Genomic DNA, 18,363 nt, shown 5'->3' with positions numbered 1-18,363 from the left:
AAAGACTGGCACAAAATAACGCCCTGTATTCATCACCCACGATCTGGATAGAAAGCGTCGTCTGCACCGTCCTCATTAATAAGATTGGCTTTTGGAATGGATACAACAAATGAGGAGCCCTTTTCGCCTTGCGGCGCTGATTTCACGCTAATTCGGCCTTCCAGAGACTGAACGATATCACGTACATGGGACAGACCAATTCCGGTTGCTGCAATGCCCACTTCATTGAATTTGGTTGTATAACCCGGTTCGAAGATCACGTCTCGCTTTTCCTCGGGTACACCTTTCCCAGAATCGATGACTACAAATTGCACATCGGCTCCCTCTTCCAATACTCGAATCCGAATCGTTCCGTCGTTCTTAATAGCTTCCACGGCATTGGCGATCAGATTATTCATTACAGTTAAGAGAGGAATATAGTAAGGGGAGTCGCAATCATATTGTTGCTCGATATGGATTTCAATCTTTTTGTTCAACATTTCACTATATTTCCGATTTCCCTTGGTCGCAAAGTTCAGTACCTCGGAAAGGCTCATATTCACTGATTTTTCACTATCGTACAATTTCAACAGACCTGCAAGGATACGTTGGGAGTCTTTTTTCACCTCATGAATCTGTTGAGCAATGCCGAGCGTCCGCTGGCTGTATTGGTTCAAGTCCTTCTCTCTGAGATCCCGATAAAGGTCGTAGCTGTCCACGGCAATGCCTTCAATCGTATTCATGGCTTTTTTCAGATAAAAGACTTCACCGTACAGACCTGAGTTAACGCTCAGCATCTGCTCCATCCGCTTCTCCTGCTCAGCATGCAGCAATCGCATCTGCCTCACCGCAAAGCTGTTATACAGCCCGATGATAAAGTAGCTTCGCAAACCACCGAGCACCAGCAAATAAAGCCATTCTTTCATATAAAAGATATTGGTCCCACTCAACACACCGCGAATGAATAGCTCCACGAGATTCGAGGAAAAATCAATACACGTAATCAATCCACCTAGTACAAGAGGCGGTATCTCATGGAATCTGTTCTTGAGTTTGCTGAGGCCATAGGTGAACACGACATAATACATTCCCGCGCCCAGATTATCCTGCATGCTTTCGATGATCGAGATCGAATTCACATGATTCAGTAAGTCAGCCGATTGAAAAATGAAGTTCGCAATCCCCGCCAAAATCCCCGTCTTCACATAAGACAGATGCGGCATAAGCATCAGCAAAAATAAAAGTATACTTACACCCAGACCAATCCGGAAGTAATCTTCTCGAAAAGGATTTATTTTAAAAAGCGCTCCCACAGCTGTAGCAAAAGCAACTGCAGTCATTTGCACATTTTCATTACGAACCCAATTGCGCATCTTATCCCACCCACCATAATCCCAATTAAGCGCCAAAGCTTCATTCGCACTTCTGATTTTAAAAATACTAACATATGAAGAATCCTTTAGAAATCCTGTGACTGAAAATAGTTAAACATTTTGATTTCGCAAAATTTAATTGTATACTATTAATTACACATCCATTAAGCTCAACCAGATGAACAAAGAGAGGATGATTTCACATGTTGGAAACCAATCAACTGTTCGGACAAGCCCTAGTCAAATCACTAGTCGGAGAACGCGGACATATTCGTATTGCACGCGCTCTACCGGACATTAGCGTAGAACTAGCTAGTCGCAAACATGAACATATGCCATACAGTATCTATCAATTGGTGAAACATATGCATTACTGGCAACAATTTATGTTGGAGCATTTGGAAGGAAGAAAGCCGCAGCTTCCAGCGAATGTGATGGAGAGTTGGCCAGAAGATACGGGTCCTCAGGATGAAGCAGCGTGGGAGGCAGATATTCAGGCCTTCCTGGACGGGGTAGATCGAGCAGTAACGATTGCCGAAACGGTGCAGTTGGATGATTCACTGCCGTATTTCCCAGGCGAAACCAAAGCCGGACTTTTGCGCAACATCGCATCTCATAACTCCTACCATCTGGGCGAGATTGTGCTGCTGCGTCGCTTCTACGGGGCATGGCCACCACCAGGAGGCGGTTTCCCAGCGTAACCCTATTTACATCCGATCAATTGGACGAATTTACAGACACATACATCTAAGCTGTGAAAGGACGATTGTTCCTTTTACAGCTTCTTGTGGTTATAGGCAAGTGACATCCATTGAAGTGCAGATTATAACGCTCATATCCTGCTCCAGGCTCATATATTACTTCAAAGTACGTATATGACTTTGAGGTGCGTACTTCTCATCCTTCTTTTTCTGACCCACAATATGAACAGAAGAAGAGAGGAGCATGTCCATTGAAAACCGAACAATTGGTTACCCGTTACACCGCGCTTGTCATCGGTGCTGGAGGTGTCATTGGAAGAAACCTCATTGATTATCTGATGACACTTCCGCAATGGGATATCATTGGTGTATCTCGCCGCGGAGGAGAAGATGCCCCCAAGTTACGTTATATATCAGCTGATTTACTGAACGAAGCAGACACACAAGACAAACTGAGTCATTTAACGACCGTTACGCATATTTTCTACGCCGCGTATCAGGATCGCCCAACCTGGGCCGAATTGGTACAGCCCAACTTGGCCATGCTCGTCAATGTGGTGAATACCATAGAACCGATCGCTCCAAATCTCCAACATATTAGCCTAATGCAAGGTTATAAAGTGTACGGTGCACATCTGGGTCCATTCAAAACACCTGCCAAAGAAACAGATGCACATCATATGCCCCCTGAATTCAATGTCGATCAGCAAATGTTTCTCGAGAATCGGCAACCCGGAAGTAGCTGGACCTGGTCAGCCCTGCGCCCGTCCGTTGTATGTGGATTTGCCCTGGGTAATCCAATGAACCTTGCCATGGTTATTGGCGTTTATGCGTCTATCTCCAAGGAGCTTGGCTTGCCACTTCGATTCCCTGGGAAACCAGGAGCGTATCATTCGCTTCTTGAAATGACTGATGCCACATTGCTGGCTCATGCAACTGTATGGGCAGCAACCGAACCTCGCTGTGCCAATCAGGCATTTAATATCACCAATGGCGATCTGTTTCGCTGGAATGAGCTATGGCCCAGAATCGCTGCATTTTTCGAATTGGAAACCGCACCTCCACTCCCCCTCTCACTTGCAACAGTGATGGCAGATAAAGAAGATCTTTGGAAATCCATGATTGAAAAGTATGGTTTAGTAAACACCCCTTATGATGATGTCTCTTCCTGGGTATTTGGAGACTTTGTCTTCTCGTGGGATTATGACTTCTTCGCAGATGGTTCCAAAGCTCGCCGCTTCGGATTTCATGATTTTATTGACACTGAAGCTATGTTTATGGATATTTTCAGAAATCTACGTGAGCGCAAGATCCTTCCGCAAAGTAAATAAAATGCATAATAAGCCGATTCGTGAATTCCAGAATCGGCTTATATAAGTTCCTCAACGGTCCGTAGTAGTTGGCGGCTTAAACAGAATTTTTCCTCGATCACCATAAACATTCTCCACGTGTATATCGCCCCACCTACACATCAGATGAAGAATCTCTTTAAGACTCCACCCATACTCTGTTAATTCATACTCCACTTTAGGCGGGACCTGGTGATGGGAAATACGGACAATGACCCCCGCCTCCGTTAGTTCACCAAGTTGCTGAGTCAACACTTTCTGGGTGATTGCAGGGATCAGCTTCATCAGCTCACCATTACGTTTCTTGCCAAAGGTAAGATGGAATAGAATAACGGGCTTCCACTTTCCCCCGATCACTTCAAGAAAAGCTTCAACTGCGGTGTTATATACTTTGAGCGGTTCCTCCATATCACCCTCTGTCTCCCTTCCAGGCTATTTTTCAATCTCCCGATTCATCTTCTCAAAAATGTTTACTAATTGGGCACGATCTTCTTCGTTCAGTTTCTGGAATAAATTCTTACGCAGCTTCTGCCCCTCCAATATTGCTCTTTCGAGGACTTCGATCCCTTTGTCAGTAATGTTCAAATATATAATACGGCGGTCAGCTTCATCTACCATTCTGACGGCTAATTTCTTGGCAACCAGCTTATCAGCTAAATAGCTGAGCGTAGGCGGGGTCAGGCCCAATAGTTTGGCAATATCCGAAGGTCGGCTTTTTCCATTTTGATTGAGATGACTGAGTACAAGCACATGAGAGACGCCGAGGTCCTCATTAAACGATTTGTTCCACTGTATAATCAATTTATTGGTGAAATTGTCCATGTTGTGTATGAGCTCAAAAATGTTCTGTTCTTCCATGTGTTCCTCCTCGCAAAAATAAAACAACAGCCCTTATTCAACTTAAGGGCTGTCATCATTTTACACGCTATTGGGCTGAGTATCCACCATCGATAACCAGCTCAGATCCTGTAATGTACGAAGAATCATCCGAAGCCAGGAACAGTGCAGCGTTGGCAATATCGATAGCCTGCCCCAGACGTTGCAGAGGCGTTGCCTGAATGAGTCGGTCAAGCAGTTCCTTCGATGTGTTCAAGGCTTGCGTCATTGGTGTTTCGATGATCCCCGGGAAGAGTGCATTCACCCGAACACCTTGACGACCAAAGGTTGTCGCCGCTGCTTTGGATAATGCGCGTACCGCGCCTTTGGATGCCGAATAGTGGTTAAAGCCTTGTCCAATCAATGCGGTGTATGAAGAAATATTGACGATGGAACCTTTCTTTTGTGCTGCCATATAAGGAGCTACATGCTTCATACCAGCAAATGGGCCAAAGCCATTAATGGAGAGCATTTTCTGCCAATCCTGTGCATCAATCTCCTCAAATGGCTTCTCTGAAGAAATACCTGCATTGTTGACCAGAATATCAATTTTACCAAACCGTTCGTTAACTACTTTCGCTAATATCTCCCAATCTTCATCGGAGGAAACATTCAACTTCATTCCGTACACATTCTCTTTTTGGCTTGCTTTCTCCAGCGCTTCCTCATTAATGTCTGCAGCAATAACGATGGCGCCTTCCTTTGCAAAGAGATCAACCATGCCTTCACCAATTCCTGATGCTCCACCTGTAATAATAGCTACTTTATTATCTAATCTTCCCATATGAAACGCTCCTAACGTAATTTATTTATACGATGCTGCTTTAGTTGCTAGGCGTATTGTGTGATTTCATAAACTGTTCAAAATCCGGAACGGTTGGGTTGGCAATATAATGGCCGCCTTCAACCTGGATGGTCTGTCCGGTCATGAATTTGGACTCGTCTGAGGCCAGAAATAAGACAGTGTATCCAATATCATCGGGTTCCCCGTGATAAGGCAGCGCGTTATATTTTGCGAACATATCCAATACATCCGGAGGCATATTATTCTGGGCTGCCGGGGTCAAGATCAATCCAGGTGCGACAGCATTGCAACGAATGTTATGCTTGCCATATTGGGTGGCAATATACCTTGTTAGATTCACCACTCCTGCTTTTGAGGCACCGTAAGCAACCCGAACCGCATCGCCTGTAAAGCCAGCCATGGAGGCCGTATTAATGATGGAACCTTCACCCGCTTCAATCATATGAGGGATGGCGAATCTACAGCCGAGCAGCACGCTTTTCAGATTCACGTTCATCAGCCGATCCCACTCGTCCAGATCTACGTTAACCACGTCCAAATCCTTCTTCAGGTTAGTCAGGCCAACGTTGTTGAACAGACTCGTGAGCTTACCATATTGCTGCACCGTAAAATCCACAGCTTCCTTAATCGAAAATTCATCTCCGGCATCAACAAAAACGGCCACTGCCTCTCCGCCTTGAGCCTGAATATCCGCTGCCGCTTCTTTTGCACCATTGACATTGAAATCAGCAATAACGACTTTTGCTCCTTCTCTCGCCATCAATTGGGCTGCGGACAATCCTATTCCAGAAGCGCCTCCAGTTACAAGGGCTACTTTGTCTTTCATTCTCAACATGGTTCTCAAGCTCCTTTCATAAAGAAACCGAAAATAAATAACAGTTCTAATATTTAGATGACTAAATATTAGATGTCTAAATAATAGCAGAGGAATTGTCTTTCTGCAACGCATACGGCCCTGTATCCTTATTTTGGATGCCTTTAGCGAAGCAAGCGAAGTGTTTAAAATGGGAATGGAAAAACCGGATAAGAATAACCTTATCCGGTTGGCTTAATTTGATCATGTAGTTGACCCATTTTTAATTCAACAATTCAACACAGTCATACACCCACCCGGCACTTAACCAATTGCCCAAGTCGCTGGAGCCGCTGATTGGCGTAATGGTTACCGTGTTGGACCCATTAACAAAATAGGATGCCGGTATATTCCAGGAAAAGGTTGTATTGTTGCCTCGGTAGGTCCCAATCGTAAAGCTACGAGAGTTCGGTTGGGAGGAGGCTGCCGGATTGGTTAACGTCTGACCGTTAATCGTTACGCTGGGTCTTCCATTGTTGTATGCTGCCGTAATACCGATGTTAAGAACATGCGAAGATGCAGCTTGAGAAGAGTTTAGGCTAAAGGTAACGGTTGTGGGCGAGTTTTGTCCCCGGAACTGAATCGCTGGAAACTTGTTGGTTGCACTGCCAGTGGCATAACTGACGGGTCCCCAGCTTGGATTACGGCTATCGGAAGGATGACGGATCGGAATTGTCTGGCCGTTCAGGAACTCTGACGGTGTACCATCCCAATTCCCAATGCGCCAGATGCTGGATGCTTTACTTGGGTCATTGTTGATCGTACGCGTATTCAGCGTTGTCGTTGATCCTCCAGTGACGTTCACACTTTCCGTATAGACGGCTAGTTCCCCCTTATACACCGTCATGGTGTATGTACCTGGAATCATACTGTATTTGGCAGCTGCCCCACTCGAAGAGGCATTCACCCAATATTGGGCGTTGCTATTGGCAAAACCAATCGTATATGCATAACCCGTATCTATACCAGAGAGTCCATTAAGCACGATATTACCTCGGCTGGATACCCAACCTGTCAGATTTAGACCCGACATCCAGCTAAAATCAGGTACACTTGGCGTTGCACCGGTGGTGAAAATCAAGGCATACGGTCCATGCAGACCCATACGCCAATTTTCGGTCTGGGCATGTCCTGAATTCATGTAATTGTAGACCTCCGTATCTCCACCACTCTGGAACTGAATATCACGGAAGAACGGACCTCCCGAGCTCTTCTCTCGGTCGCCATAGGCCATAAACACGCCCACACCATTCCCCGTAACGCCTCGAATGGTCAGATCCTTGGCCTGGTCGTTGCCGTAATACTTCGAGGTACTCTGTCCGTTGGCGTAACCAAAAACATCCTCGCTCTCAATCGCGCCGGTGTTATTCCGATTATTCGAGTTGGCCGGAACCCCTGTTAACACGCTGCCGTTACCCCGGAAAATATAGCGCAATTCACCCACAGACGGTTCTGCTGTGACATACGTTGCCATATAGATAATGTTCTCACCGCCACGTGATGCATAGTATTGGGTAAGCGTGCTGGTTGAGATGGTGATCAATAGGGTTGATCCCGAAGGAGATGTGTTCCAGGTTACATTGGCAGAGCCCAAACCAGAGCTGATATGGGACCCCTTGCTGGAGCCGTTCAGCTCTGTTCCGTTCATTTTGGCAGATATGATATCGCCATTGGTTTTATTCACCGTGTATACCAGACCTGCTCCTGTGTTCACTTCAATCCTCGACCCGTTATCCGTAACATTGATGGTGGCTGCGTGTCCGGTGGATGTTGGATATAATACCGCTGCTGCCATCATCACCATTAAAAGAAACGAACTGAATCCCTTCTTCACTAAACGTCTGCTCACGAGCTAATCCCTCCCTGGAATCGTTTTTTAACGTTTTCGTAATGGGCCAAAATCAGATATTTAAATATTGTATATGAGATAGCTGAACTAAAAGTACAGCGCTTACATTATAATGTATGACAAACGAGCCTATGTCTCATCTCGGTATTCTTGCTGCATGCGGCATATCCCTGCGGGTCATCTTTCTTCCCTATCGTCCTCTTATAACAACACCTCCTGTATAGGAATAATCTGCAACTAACTTACTGGTAATATCATTAAAATGATACCATTATATTACATAAAATGGCAATGAAAATAGCTATCAGCCTGCCGTAATCTCTCTCTGTTTTTTGTATCTTATACTCCTTACGGGCAATGTGGAAGATGGCTGAGCTGCCTGAACACAGCTAAACAATACACCGGCGATCTCACCATCAACATTACGTTCTTCTTCTACCGCATGGAATGAGAGGATTTCAACTGAAAAAGCTGCATCCTTTGTGACGGATGCAGCTCTTCAATATTTTGTATAACAGGAAGCTCCAACCTTCTTTACAGTGAACCCTCAAGGTTTGCAGGTTGATTTCCCTCATTCACCAGACCTTGAATAAAGGTCTCAACATTGGGCGCAAGCCAAGTGATCTTGTAGCCTTCTGATTTATTCACATGGACAACCTCGGGCTCACCGGCATTGCCGGATTCACGATAATCCAGCATCACGACCTCTGAATCGGAAGGGCACTCACACAGAATGACACCGATTTCGGGGTACCCCCCTTGTTCGATGATCACCCGGCTTCCAGCTTCTCCACACAGTGAATGTGCCTTTTCCCGTCCAATACCCAGGATATTCGATATTTCAACTTGAATCTTCCCATCATTCTCCGCCTGACTAACCGGAAAATAACGATAGTGGGGAACACCACCATTATGTAGTTTCATCATGTTCACATAGAATGTCGGCAGCTTGAACACCAATTGATCCTCCACTGCTTCAATTTGCTCTTCAGTAGGTGGGGACAACACATATTGATCGACGTTTGCTGGACTGTCATTCCAGAAGCTCGTCGATTCGGCATGGATACCAGGCGCAGCTTCGATGGTGATTTCAGTCACCGAGTGGACTGTATCCACGGGCTCCTCTACCACTTCTTCTGTAAGCTTGTCTGCTGTTTTATTCCGAATCCATTCCAGGAACTCCTGTGTATCCTCATCTCCCGGCTCCAATCGGTCCGCTGCTTCGAAAGCTTCACGCGCGTTCTCATATTGCTCCAAATAATAATACGCCAGACCAATGCGGTAATGCCAAAGCGGGTCATTTTGTCCCTCTGCTTCAACCGACAGGAATTGCTCCACTGCCTCCTGGTAACGCTCCATATTATTCAACGCTCTACCCAGATGGTTGACCAGAATATAATTCCGCTCCTCTTCCGGAACCTCTGTAATCGCATCTATAATCTCTTCATAATCATCCTGTTCATGCCAATCCTCTAGCCGTTCCAAGAGTTCATCATTCATTGATCTTGCCTCCCTGTCTTATTCGTTGTAGAAATTATATCATTTAGGCGCTGCCCACTCCAAAAAAGGCGATTTCCACCAACTTAGCTCCAGATGAAATGTTCAACTTTCGGGACGATAGAGTGTCTCATTTAATATCTTTGTGACGAACGCGGTTTTATTATCACAATAACGATCGATATCGGATCGATACTGCTCTGCTAGCCTGATTTTTAATTGTTGGTATTCATTGCTCGCCGTCTCATTATCTCTTAAATAGTCTCTTAACGCGATATGTTCCAGATACCCTTTTCCATCCTTAGGACAAACATATAAATGATACTTCATATGTTCATCTTGAAATGTCCTTTGAAAGGCTTCTCTTCCCTCAATGCCGAGATTCCCTTGGTATTCGTACCCTTGTAGTGTCAACCGCTTAATAATCTCTGGGAGTACATCATAGCTATCAATGACAACATCCAGATCGATAACGGGTTTAGCTGATAAACCCTCAACCGATGTACTGCCCACATGCTCTACTCTTAGAATTAAGTCACCAATATAACTGATTATCATTCCTTTTATCTGTTCAAAAGCGACTTTCCATTGCGGATCGTATGGAACGACCTCAATAATAGGTGTTTTTTCGGCCATGAAGATCCCCTCCCTACATCCATGGTATTCATTATCTCCCCTCGTTCATGTTGAATTCACAATTGTGTATTACCGTTAAACAATACTTCAACTACAGTCGTCAACATTCACGAGGAGGATATCCCTTATGTATCAGATTATTATTGAGTTTGTAAGTATCTTTCTAGGCGGCATCCTGGCTGGTGAAGAGTTTGTGGTACGGTATGGAGTGCATGTGTCCCTGGCTAAGCTGGATGAACCTTCGCAGATTCGGGTTCGACAAGCACTAATACTAAAATTGCGTTTACTTGTACCTGCCATTTTTCTACCCACGGCCATTTCAGGCGTTGCAGTACTCATAATGAGTGGTTCCGAACCCGGATTCGGCTTCCGCTTGGCAGGCGTGCTTGCTTTACTTATATTTATTTTGACTACACTTATCGGTACCGTGCCTATTAACAAAGGTGCGCTCGCCTGGAATCCCGATGCACCACCACGCAATTGGAAGCAGTTAGTGAGAAGATGGGAGCGATTAGATGTGGTACGTTCTTCGGCGGCAATTTTGGCTTTTGTGTTCTTCTTGACGGCAGTGGCGCTGCAGTTAGTCGGGAATTAAAGCGGGCCTTGCTGCCTATTCTTATTTGGTATTCATAACAAGAGAATACTTATTGAAAATCCAGGAGTCCTTCAACTCGTTTACAGCACGTTGGCTGACACGAACGGATGGCTTCTGCTCTTGCATGGCATCTACTCCAGGTGCGGAGAAACGCAGCAGTCTGGTGATTTTTTTAACTCCGCTCGCCACCTCTTCATAAAACGCATAGGTTAACGGCAAATGCTCTCGAATATCTTCGTATATATAGTATTTCCCCTTCTCATCCTCCAAATTGATCTGATAACCTTTGGGGAGCGACAGGGTAATGCACGGTAATTCATCCTCAGCCCATTGTCCATCATAGGGGAAGTTAATTCCTTCGTTTTTGACGAAAAATCCGGAATTGTGCTGATCCAGCGTAGTCAATACTGAATAGGCGAGATATGGGTGATACCCTTCCCTTTTCTCTGCCGCGGTAAAAAAATGATAAAATTGCTCATATCCTTCAAGCACCTGATTCGTATCATATTGAGTCTGATCATAACTAGGACGGATAAACTTTGCTCGTTTCTGCTCAAAAAGTGCCAACAAGCTTTTGAATTCATCCGGTGTTATGAAAAATTTCAGTTTATAAAATCCACTGTGTTTTAATCGATCCAATTAGCTCACCGCCAAATGTAGACTTATAAAAACCGATCTCGTTTGCAACGTCAAATCTAGGATGCAGTTTGATACCTACTTCCACAATTTCAACATATTATCCTGCTAAGGAAGCTCTATTCCTCCCTTACCCTAGTGTGAGTGTTTGTATCGGAACACAGGACATTCTCCATAAATAAAAGTAAAAGGGCGAAAATGGTTCGCATTACACGAACCATTTTCGCCCTTTCGAATTTATTAAGAAAAGCTATTCTCTTCAGCCGAGCCTTCCACTCTCGCTCAGAGCATACATTCTTTCGACCACTATGTTTACAATCCTTCGATCAGTGCCTTGATTGAGCTGTCACTCTCCAGTGCACGGATGATAATCGTCACGGCTTCAGCCCGTGTAGCTTTGACACTCGGCGAGAACACGGATGAGGATAGCCCTTGCACCAGATTGGCCGATGAAGCCTGCGCAATTGCCGCCGCTGCCCAGTTACTGCTGTCCACATCACTGAAGCTGGTCGGAGTGCTAGTCGCAAGTGCATTCAGATTAAGCACACGAGCAATAATCGTCACCATCTCAGCGCGGGAGATCGTCGCATTAGGTTTGAAGCTGCCGTCCGCATAGCCTGTAATGACTCCCTTGTCAGCCAGAGCGCTGATATATCCAGCTGCCCAGCTAGACTTCGTATCTTTGAAGCTAGCCGAAGCCGAATTCTTGCCAAGGCCAAATGCCCGGGCAATCATTGCGGTAAATTCAGCTCGGGTGACGGACGCATTCGGCCGGAACGAACCATTCTCGTAACCATCCACCATGCGTAATTTCACGGCAGCACCAATACTTCGGTTGGCCCAGTGACCAGAAATATCGCTGAATGTCTTTTGTTCATTTTTCGTTGCCGCTATGGCTTCATTAACTGTCTTCAGTACCGTTTCCTGGCTCACAACACCTGATTTGAACGGATTAACCTGTGTTGCTGGCGGTACCGTTGGTTCTGTTGTAGGAGGTGTGGTAACCGTACCCGAATCTGTTCCAGAACCTGTTGATGGTGTGGATGGTGTTGGTGTAGTGACGGAGCCACCACCTGTACCAGGTGAAGTCGGCGTTGTTGGCGTAGTCCCCGGATTTGTTGTATCCGTAATCGCCAGTGCAATGCGGTTGCTCTCATATTTCACCTGGGCATTATATTTGCTTGGCAGGCCATCCACCTGAACAGAGGCGAACTTTCCGCTTTGCTGATTGGCGCCATGGCTTACAAGCGTAATCTCACCCGCACCAGGTACATAGCTGCTGGCAAAATTCACATGCAGTGCTCCGGCGGAGTTCACCGTACCTTTAACGTCGAGCACGTCATTTGCGGAAGCCACGTTGAGCTCCAGCGTACCGTCAGCAGCCTGCACGAAGTTGCCTTCAATGTTCCATTTGCCAGTTACGCTCTCCGTAACCGTACCCCCGTTGTTGACCACATCGCCACTACCGAACGCAGTAGCTGTATCACCTTCCAATGTGCCCGCGCTAACCTGAGTACCTCCGGAGTACGTATTAGCCCCCCGCAGTTTCAATGTACCGCTGCCTTCCTTCGTCAGCTTGCCGGTACCGGAGATGTTGTTCCGCCAAACATCCACCGTGTTAAAACCACCCTTGCTGGCATCCATCACTACCGTTACATCACTGTTGAATGCGCCATATCCGTCTGCCGCAGCGAAAAGATTGAGGCGTCCCCAGCCTTCGGGATCATCCAATACAGGGTAGCCGGATGTAATTCCGGTTGTCGCCAGTACAGCACGACGCTGATCCGCACTAAGATAAGGCTGTCTGGTCTCAAGCAGCACCTCTGCTCCTTTAGGGACTGGCATAGGCTCCGTTGTGGAACCGATCTGCGGGAAGCCATAAGTCAGACGTTGGGTATACTCCGCCTTGTTTTTCTCGTAGTCGGTAAATCGGTCTTCTGCTGTTCCGGTCTCCTTCAGCAGTACATTATGCGCTTGATCGTAAGCTGCCTGCTTCAGTTCAGCATTCTCCGGATCATTCAGAGCACCTGCTGCGAGGGCAGTTGCAAGTACACGACCGCCCATGACATCCAGCGGAGAGTGCATTCCGGCAACAACTCGGTTGTTGCCCATTTCCGAAGCACGAGTTACCAACTCCTGAAAACGTTCAGGCACGGCATAAGCGAATGCAATTGCTGCAAGGTAGGACGCATTGGTATGCCCGCTCGGGAAACCACCATCTGAGGCTGCCTCCGCCTCATCCTTGATTGCCGGTCTTAGCGTTGGCACAACAACCTCATGAGTATTCAACCAGCGGAATGGACGCATATAGCTGAAGAAATTTTTGGAAGGATTGGTTGACGCCGCATTACCGCGCAGGGCTCCGACCAGATCCACCATTTTACCTAGATCGGAGTCGGAATTCCCGGCTTTGTTCGTTGTATTACCGTCGTCATACTTCTTCGTTGTGGCATCGTCCGGGATGCTCGTAATGGTCGTATATGTTCCTGATTTTTCACGATATACATCAGCCAGTGAACCCAGACCCTCGGTTGCACCGTAAGTTTGATTTGTACGATCGGTATAATAAGCGGCATCCTCCTCCACTTGAGTACGGTTTGCTGCGATATCCGCTACATATTGAATGTTATAGTCCAGTATGTCGGGCTGAACCTTAGTGCCATTGTTCCAGGAAGAACCTGGTGTCCAGAGATTCAGGAACTTGGACAATGTACCAAGGGCCGGGTTGGTCTCAAGTGTAGTGTTCGATGAGTTATTATTCTTATACGTATCTACAAAATAACCCCAAGCCGGCTCCTGCGGTAATGGAACTTGCGAATCACTTGGCGCCGCAAGCGCAGCACTTGATGCAATTGAATTGGATATGAGCACGACACCCATAGCAGCGGTCAACATTTTCTTTTTGTTTTTGTTGGCTTTCGTTTTCAAATCTTTTCGACTCCCATCGTTTTGTAGTTGGTCTCGAATCGGTCTCAATGTAGCACCCGGCACGTTTAACCAGCAATAAAACAATTTCGCCATTGTATCAATTTCGGAGCAATATCGCCTGTTTTCGACATTTAACATTCCCTTCATATAAATCGTGAACTTTGGTGGAATCAGGTAGTGTATAATCGTCGCCGGGAGGAATGCCTCATGAAAAAATGGAGCTCCGCATGGGCAGGTTTGGCGATTTCGTACGGTTCCATCGTGGTCGTCATTGTGCTGCTTATATGCTCTTTCTTCTATATCTATTTCTCGCGCAGTTACAATGAGGAATTACAGAACAAGAATCAGCTGATTCTGGAAAATACAACGCGAACCATTGAAGGAACGATCCTGCAAAGGGTGCAGCAGATCTACCTGGACTTGTCACTCGACAAGTCTGCGGATATTCGACTTTTCGCGGAACCATTTACCCGGAGCGGGCTAGACAGCGTCATTGACCTTCAGGAGTTACTTAAGTCCAAGGTTGCCGGCAACACGGACATGATTCAGGCCATACATCTCTATTATCCCGGACAAAACATCATGCTATCGTCGCTATACGGCCTGCACTATAACGCCGATCAAGGGGAAGGTTCGGCTTATTATTCAGATTGGCTTCAGGACATGCGGACCAGCAAGCAAAATAGTTTGTGGACGGCTTCACGCCAGGTGCCGCAGGACATTTTCTCCAGGGTGCCAGGTACAGCTGACAGTAGCAACGCCCTGTTTACGTACACGCACAGCTATCCTTTTCAGTCCACAGGCGAAACTGGAGATGTCTATATTGCAATAGATGTAAAAGAAAGCGCGGTTAGCAGCATCATCGAGAATATGATGCCCTCACAATACAAAAGCACATTTATCGTTAACCATATGGGTAACACCATTAGTAATGCCAATACCGACACTCTGAGGCAGCCAGGCGAATACGGTGCGAGCATCAAGAAAGCACTACAATCTGGAAACGCGAAGGGCAGCTTTGACGACAAGATCGACAATACATCGGTTGTTGTGTCCTACCAGACCCTGCCTTCGACAGGATGGACTATCTATAGCGCAATGCCGGCCAGCTTCTATTATGAGCAGTCGATCATGGTACAGAAGCTCATCCTCGGCATCTGCATGATCGCCATCGTGATCGGTCTGGCGCTGTCAGCAGTTTTGCTCAGAGCGAATTACAGCCCGATCAAACGCCTCGTCAGCCGGATTAAGGACCTATCCGGACCGGCAACAACGCATATTACGAATGAATACCGGCTGATCGACAGTGCCTTCATGCAATTAAACGATAAGGTGAGCAGCCTTGAGGAAACACTGCTGGCGAACAGTCCGGCAATCAAGCATAACGCTGTACTGAATCTGCTGCATGGCGGCTATAGCCGAGAACAGTGGGCAGAAGAACGGACAGCACTAGGCATCTCATATCCATATCACGCATACAGCTGCTTGCTTCTGAATACCGGGGTAGCCCATATGGGACTTAGCTCGGAGAATCTGCCATCCGTCATATCGAGATTTATCCATGGGCTGGAGTCGCTATCCTTGCCAGATAGTCGCCTGATTGCCGAGGAGCTGCCGGACAAGAAGCTGGCGGTTATTCTGTGTACGGATATAGCGTCTGAACCGCTGCTGGACAAGTTGTCCCAGCTTCTATTGTCAGAGGCACAACAGCAGTTCCAGCTTGATATTCAGCTGTCGTTAGGCTCCTGGGTGCAGGAGCTGGCCGATGTGCATAGAAGCTTCAGCGAGGCCCAGGCGTTGATGAAATACGCGTATTTCCTGCCCGAGCTCTATATCCTGAAGGATCGCAGTATTCTCCAGCGGGAGCACAATATGGATGAAATTCCGCAGGCCATGCTTGCCAAGTTCAGGGACAAGCTTCATGCCAGGCAGCCGGATGAGGCCGTTGCCGCCGTTGACCAGTTCATTGCCACGATGAGGGAAGGATTATATCCCGCAGACTATTGCCATTTTATGCTGGCGAATGCGGTATTCGTCTACTCGGATGTTGTGAAGAACGTTCGTTACAAGCATCCCCTTCAGCTCGGTCATCCCGATCTGTACCATGAGTACATCAGTATCGCCAATATCGTGGCATATCGCGACTGGCTGGTGGAGTCGATCACGGTATTTATCTCCGAAACGGAGAAACGGAACAGCGACCGGGCCGTTTCTACCATCGGGCTCGCCAAACAATATATTGAGGAGCATCTGTCCGAAGATCTGTCACTGGAGGCCGTAGGAGCGCAGGTGTTCATCAGTTCCAAATATTTGAGCAAGCTTTTTAAAGAGGAACTTGGCGTCACCTATACCGACTATGTCACCTCCCGGCGGATGGAACGAGCCAAAGAATTGATTGAGAACAACAACATGACTATTGAACGGATCGCAAGCTCGGTCGGCTATGGAACCACTGCCTATTTCATTAAACGGTTCAAGGAAATGTACGGCTGTACGCCGGGCCATTATTTACGCAAGATTGCTTCGGCAGGAATCGCGGAAGCGGGATCTTAAGGTGAGGAAGGGTTGCGGATGAAAAAAAAGGGATGGCTACGCGCTACAGCGCTTCTCGCAATGCTGATTCCAGCAGGCATGATCAGTATCCTCAGCGGCTGCGATCTGCCACTCGGGCAGAAGACCACAACGGATAAGCAAGAAGCCAATTCGGCTTCCCCCAATCCGCGCTACCACATTTCATGGACGATGCATCAGAATTATCCGGTGCCGGAGGATGCGGAGATGCTCAAGTACGTGGAGGACAAATTCGACGTCGATCTTGATGTGTGGAATCTTGAAAATAACAAATATGAATCCCTTCTCGACATGAAGCTGGCCCAGGGTGCCATTCCCGATCTGTTCCGTATCCGCCAGCCGCAGGATCTGCTAAAGTACCAGCAGCAAGGTGTACTGGCCGGGATTCCCGTGGATATGCTCAACACATACGCCCCGAACCTGATGCGGATCATCCGGGATAATGCACCTGCTTACGAAAATGCCGGAATGATTGACGGAACCTATTATGGTATTCCCGTCATTAATCCGACCAACATCTATCGTACCCCGGTCGTTTTTCGGCAGGACTGGCTGGACAAGCTCGGCCTTTCGATGCCGCAAACGCTGGCTGATTTTGAGAAGGTAATCTATGCCTTCACCAACGATGATCCTGACGGCAATGGGATCAAGGATACCTATGGCCTGTCCAGCGAAGGCATGAATGTTGTATTTGGCGCCTTTGGGCAAATCGTTTTCGCGGATCAGCTCTACTTCAGCATGAAGGATGGAGAGCAGGTCATCGGTGCCCTTCAGCCCGAAATGAAAGAAGCTTTGCAATATTTGCGCAAATGGTACGAGGACGGCGTGATCGATCCCGAGTTTATTACCGGGGAGAATAAGGGTAGCTATAAACACCTGTCCCACGCCTTTATTAACGGCAGAATTGGAATGACATCGATGGGCAATTATTATCACTGGATTCAGGATGGTGATTACCTGGACTGGAGTTATGGTTCGAATGGTCATGCCGTAGAGACTCCAGTGCAATCGACCTTTAACGTGAAGGAGCTGACCGCCAAGAACCCGAAAGCCCGAGTGGTGTTTGGCAGACCTTTTACCGGACCATACGGGCAACGCGGCTCCAAGGGATACGATATGTTAATGAGCTTCACGGCCATCGGCGCCGATGCCGTCAAGGAACCGGGCAAGCTTGCGACAATCCTTCGAATTCTGGATGATGTCAGCGCAAACCCTGATCCGAACGAGGCAGCTACCCTGGCCTTCGGCGTGAAGGGCAAGCACTGGACTTGGACTGATACGTTTCCGCAGAACACAGTCATTCTGCCTCCGTACGATAAGATGTTCAGTTATCAGAACGGAATTGGCGCCAATTTGGGCATGACCGTGCCCCTGAAGCAGACCGGACGGCGAGAGCAATGGGCTTCGACCCTCGGCCTAGATCAGGGTGGTATCTACAACTCACTTGAGGTAGCAACCCCCTCCCTTGCCAAAAACGGAGCAGAGCTGATCAAGCTGAAGAACAAGGCCTACATCTCCTTCATTACTGGCGAGAGACCGCTGAGCGAATTTGATGATTTCGTAGAGGAGTTCATGGCCGCAGGCGGCGCGGAAGTACTAAGCGAAGCGAATGAGTGAGTGAGTGATTATGAAACGAAACAAGATATAAGGATTTTGAGTTACATGCAGTAAACAAAACGCGAAAAAGGCTTCATATAAACCGAAGCCTTTTCGCG

15 protein-coding genes are annotated in these 18,363 nt (G+C 47.2%); 5 read left to right on the top strand and 10 right to left on the bottom strand.

The genetic code is table 11. The features are described 5' to 3' along the window. Window positions 1-32: 32 nt before the first annotated feature. Window positions 33-1,352 carry a sensor histidine kinase gene (locus A6049_RS17045; RefSeq protein ID WP_063565817.1) on the bottom strand — a complete coding sequence of 440 codons (1,320 nt, stop codon included), beginning with the start codon at window positions 1,350-1,352 and terminating at the stop codon, window positions 33-35. 203 nt (window positions 1,353-1,555) lie between these two features. On the opposite strand from A6049_RS17045, the gene A6049_RS17040 reads away from it, so the two are divergent. Next, window positions 1,556-2,053 (top strand): DinB family protein, encoded by a 498-nt coding sequence (locus A6049_RS17040; protein ID WP_063565816.1) that lies wholly within the window; start codon window positions 1,556-1,558, stop codon window positions 2,051-2,053. A 251-nt stretch (window positions 2,054-2,304) separates the two neighbouring features. Further along, complete coding sequence (locus tag A6049_RS17035) at window positions 2,305-3,384, top strand: SDR family oxidoreductase (RefSeq protein WP_063565815.1); 1,080 nt, start codon at window positions 2,305-2,307, stop codon at window positions 3,382-3,384. Between the two features lie 51 nt (window positions 3,385-3,435). Here the strand turns inward: A6049_RS17035 and A6049_RS17030 are convergent, their stop codons facing one another. From A6049_RS17030 to A6049_RS17000, 7 genes are all read right to left on the bottom strand, one after another. Beyond that, window positions 3,436-3,810 carry a winged helix-turn-helix transcriptional regulator gene (locus A6049_RS17030; RefSeq protein WP_063565814.1) on the bottom strand — a complete coding sequence of 125 codons (375 nt, stop codon included), beginning with the start codon at window positions 3,808-3,810 and terminating at the stop codon, window positions 3,436-3,438. Window positions 3,811-3,834: 24 nt separating this feature from the next. After that, a complete protein-coding gene (locus A6049_RS17025) occupies window positions 3,835-4,260 on the bottom strand; it encodes a MarR family winged helix-turn-helix transcriptional regulator (RefSeq protein WP_063565813.1) in 426 nt (141 codons plus the stop codon). 67 nt (window positions 4,261-4,327) lie between these two features. Beyond that, the gene (locus A6049_RS17020; RefSeq protein ID WP_063565812.1) at window positions 4,328-5,062 is read right to left on the bottom strand and encodes an SDR family NAD(P)-dependent oxidoreductase; all 735 of its coding nucleotides are present in this window, start codon (window positions 5,060-5,062) and stop codon (window positions 4,328-4,330) included. Window positions 5,063-5,102: 40 nt separating this feature from the next. Beyond that, window positions 5,103-5,918, bottom strand: coding sequence for an SDR family NAD(P)-dependent oxidoreductase (locus tag A6049_RS17015; RefSeq protein ID WP_063565811.1), 816 nt, complete (start codon window positions 5,916-5,918; stop codon window positions 5,103-5,105). Between the two features lie 241 nt (window positions 5,919-6,159). Continuing rightward, window positions 6,160-7,785 carry a rhamnogalacturonan lyase B N-terminal domain-containing protein gene (locus A6049_RS17010; RefSeq protein ID WP_063565810.1) on the bottom strand — a complete coding sequence of 542 codons (1,626 nt, stop codon included), beginning with the start codon at window positions 7,783-7,785 and terminating at the stop codon, window positions 6,160-6,162. Window positions 7,786-8,319: 534 nt separating this feature from the next. Next, complete coding sequence (locus A6049_RS17005) at window positions 8,320-9,285, bottom strand: SMI1/KNR4 family protein (protein WP_063565809.1); 966 nt, start codon at window positions 9,283-9,285, stop codon at window positions 8,320-8,322. Window positions 9,286-9,387: 102 nt separating this feature from the next. Next, on the bottom strand, window positions 9,388-9,918 hold the full coding sequence (locus tag A6049_RS17000) for a GrpB family protein (RefSeq protein WP_063565808.1): 531 nt from the start codon (window positions 9,916-9,918) through the stop codon (window positions 9,388-9,390). A gap of 127 nt (window positions 9,919-10,045) precedes the next feature. Here A6049_RS17000 and A6049_RS16995 point away from each other — a divergent pair, with 127 nt between their 5' ends. Continuing rightward, the gene (locus A6049_RS16995; protein ID WP_063565807.1) at window positions 10,046-10,513 is read left to right on the top strand and encodes an anthrone oxygenase family protein; all 468 of its coding nucleotides are present in this window, start codon (window positions 10,046-10,048) and stop codon (window positions 10,511-10,513) included. A 21-nt stretch (window positions 10,514-10,534) separates the two neighbouring features. Here the strand turns inward: A6049_RS16995 and A6049_RS16990 are convergent, their stop codons facing one another. After that, a complete protein-coding gene (locus A6049_RS16990; RefSeq protein ID WP_063565806.1) occupies window positions 10,535-11,152 on the bottom strand; it encodes a hypothetical protein in 618 nt (205 codons plus the stop codon). 309 nt (window positions 11,153-11,461) lie between these two features. Continuing rightward, window positions 11,462-14,044, bottom strand: a complete 2,583-nt coding sequence (locus tag A6049_RS16985; protein ID WP_095206142.1) for an S-layer homology domain-containing protein — start codon at window positions 14,042-14,044, stop codon at window positions 11,462-11,464. A gap of 240 nt (window positions 14,045-14,284) precedes the next feature. Here A6049_RS16985 and A6049_RS16980 point away from each other — a divergent pair, with 240 nt between their 5' ends. Continuing rightward, entirely contained in the window at window positions 14,285-16,630 is a 2,346-nt protein-coding gene (locus A6049_RS16980) for an AraC family transcriptional regulator (RefSeq protein WP_063565804.1), read from the top strand. 18 nt (window positions 16,631-16,648) lie between these two features. Next, a complete protein-coding gene (locus tag A6049_RS16975; protein WP_063565803.1) occupies window positions 16,649-18,265 on the top strand; it encodes an extracellular solute-binding protein in 1,617 nt (538 codons plus the stop codon). Window positions 18,266-18,363 lie beyond the last annotated feature (98 nt).

This window comes from Paenibacillus sp. O199, from assembly GCF_001636635.1.
Classification (GTDB): domain Bacteria; phylum Bacillota; class Bacilli; order Paenibacillales; family Paenibacillaceae; genus Paenibacillus; species Paenibacillus marchantiae.
Note: the sequence above shows the minus strand (reverse complement) of the source record. Positions and strands in the feature narration are given on the sequence as shown.

Bases quoted from the DNA above. Each gene is read 5' to 3' on its own strand.
- A6049_RS17045 (WP_063565817.1), bottom strand. From the start codon at position 1,352: ATGCGCAATTGGGTTCGTAATGAAAATGTGCAAATGACTGCAGTTGCT.
- A6049_RS17040 (WP_063565816.1), top strand. From the start codon at position 1,556: ATGTTGGAAACCAATCAACTGTTCGGACAAGCCCTAGTCAAATCACTA.
- A6049_RS17030 (WP_063565814.1), bottom strand. From the start codon at position 3,810: ATGGAGGAACCGCTCAAAGTATATAACACCGCAGTTGAAGCTTTTCTT.
- A6049_RS17025 (WP_063565813.1), bottom strand. From the start codon at position 4,260: ATGGAAGAACAGAACATTTTTGAGCTCATACACAACATGGACAATTTC.
- A6049_RS17020 (WP_063565812.1), bottom strand. From the start codon at position 5,062: ATGGGAAGATTAGATAATAAAGTAGCTATTATTACAGGTGGAGCATCA.
- A6049_RS17015 (WP_063565811.1), bottom strand. From the start codon at position 5,918: ATGTTGAGAATGAAAGACAAAGTAGCCCTTGTAACTGGAGGCGCTTCT.
- A6049_RS17005 (WP_063565809.1), bottom strand. From the start codon at position 9,285: ATGAATGATGAACTCTTGGAACGGCTAGAGGATTGGCATGAACAGGAT.
- A6049_RS17000 (WP_063565808.1), bottom strand. From the start codon at position 9,918: ATGGCCGAAAAAACACCTATTATTGAGGTCGTTCCATACGATCCGCAA.
- A6049_RS16995 (WP_063565807.1), top strand. From the start codon at position 10,046: ATGTATCAGATTATTATTGAGTTTGTAAGTATCTTTCTAGGCGGCATC.
- A6049_RS16985 (WP_095206142.1), bottom strand. From the start codon at position 14,044: ATGTTGACCGCTGCTATGGGTGTCGTGCTCATATCCAATTCAATTGCA.
- A6049_RS16980 (WP_063565804.1), top strand. From the start codon at position 14,285: ATGAAAAAATGGAGCTCCGCATGGGCAGGTTTGGCGATTTCGTACGGT.
- A6049_RS16975 (WP_063565803.1), top strand. From the start codon at position 16,649: ATGAAAAAAAAGGGATGGCTACGCGCTACAGCGCTTCTCGCAATGCTG.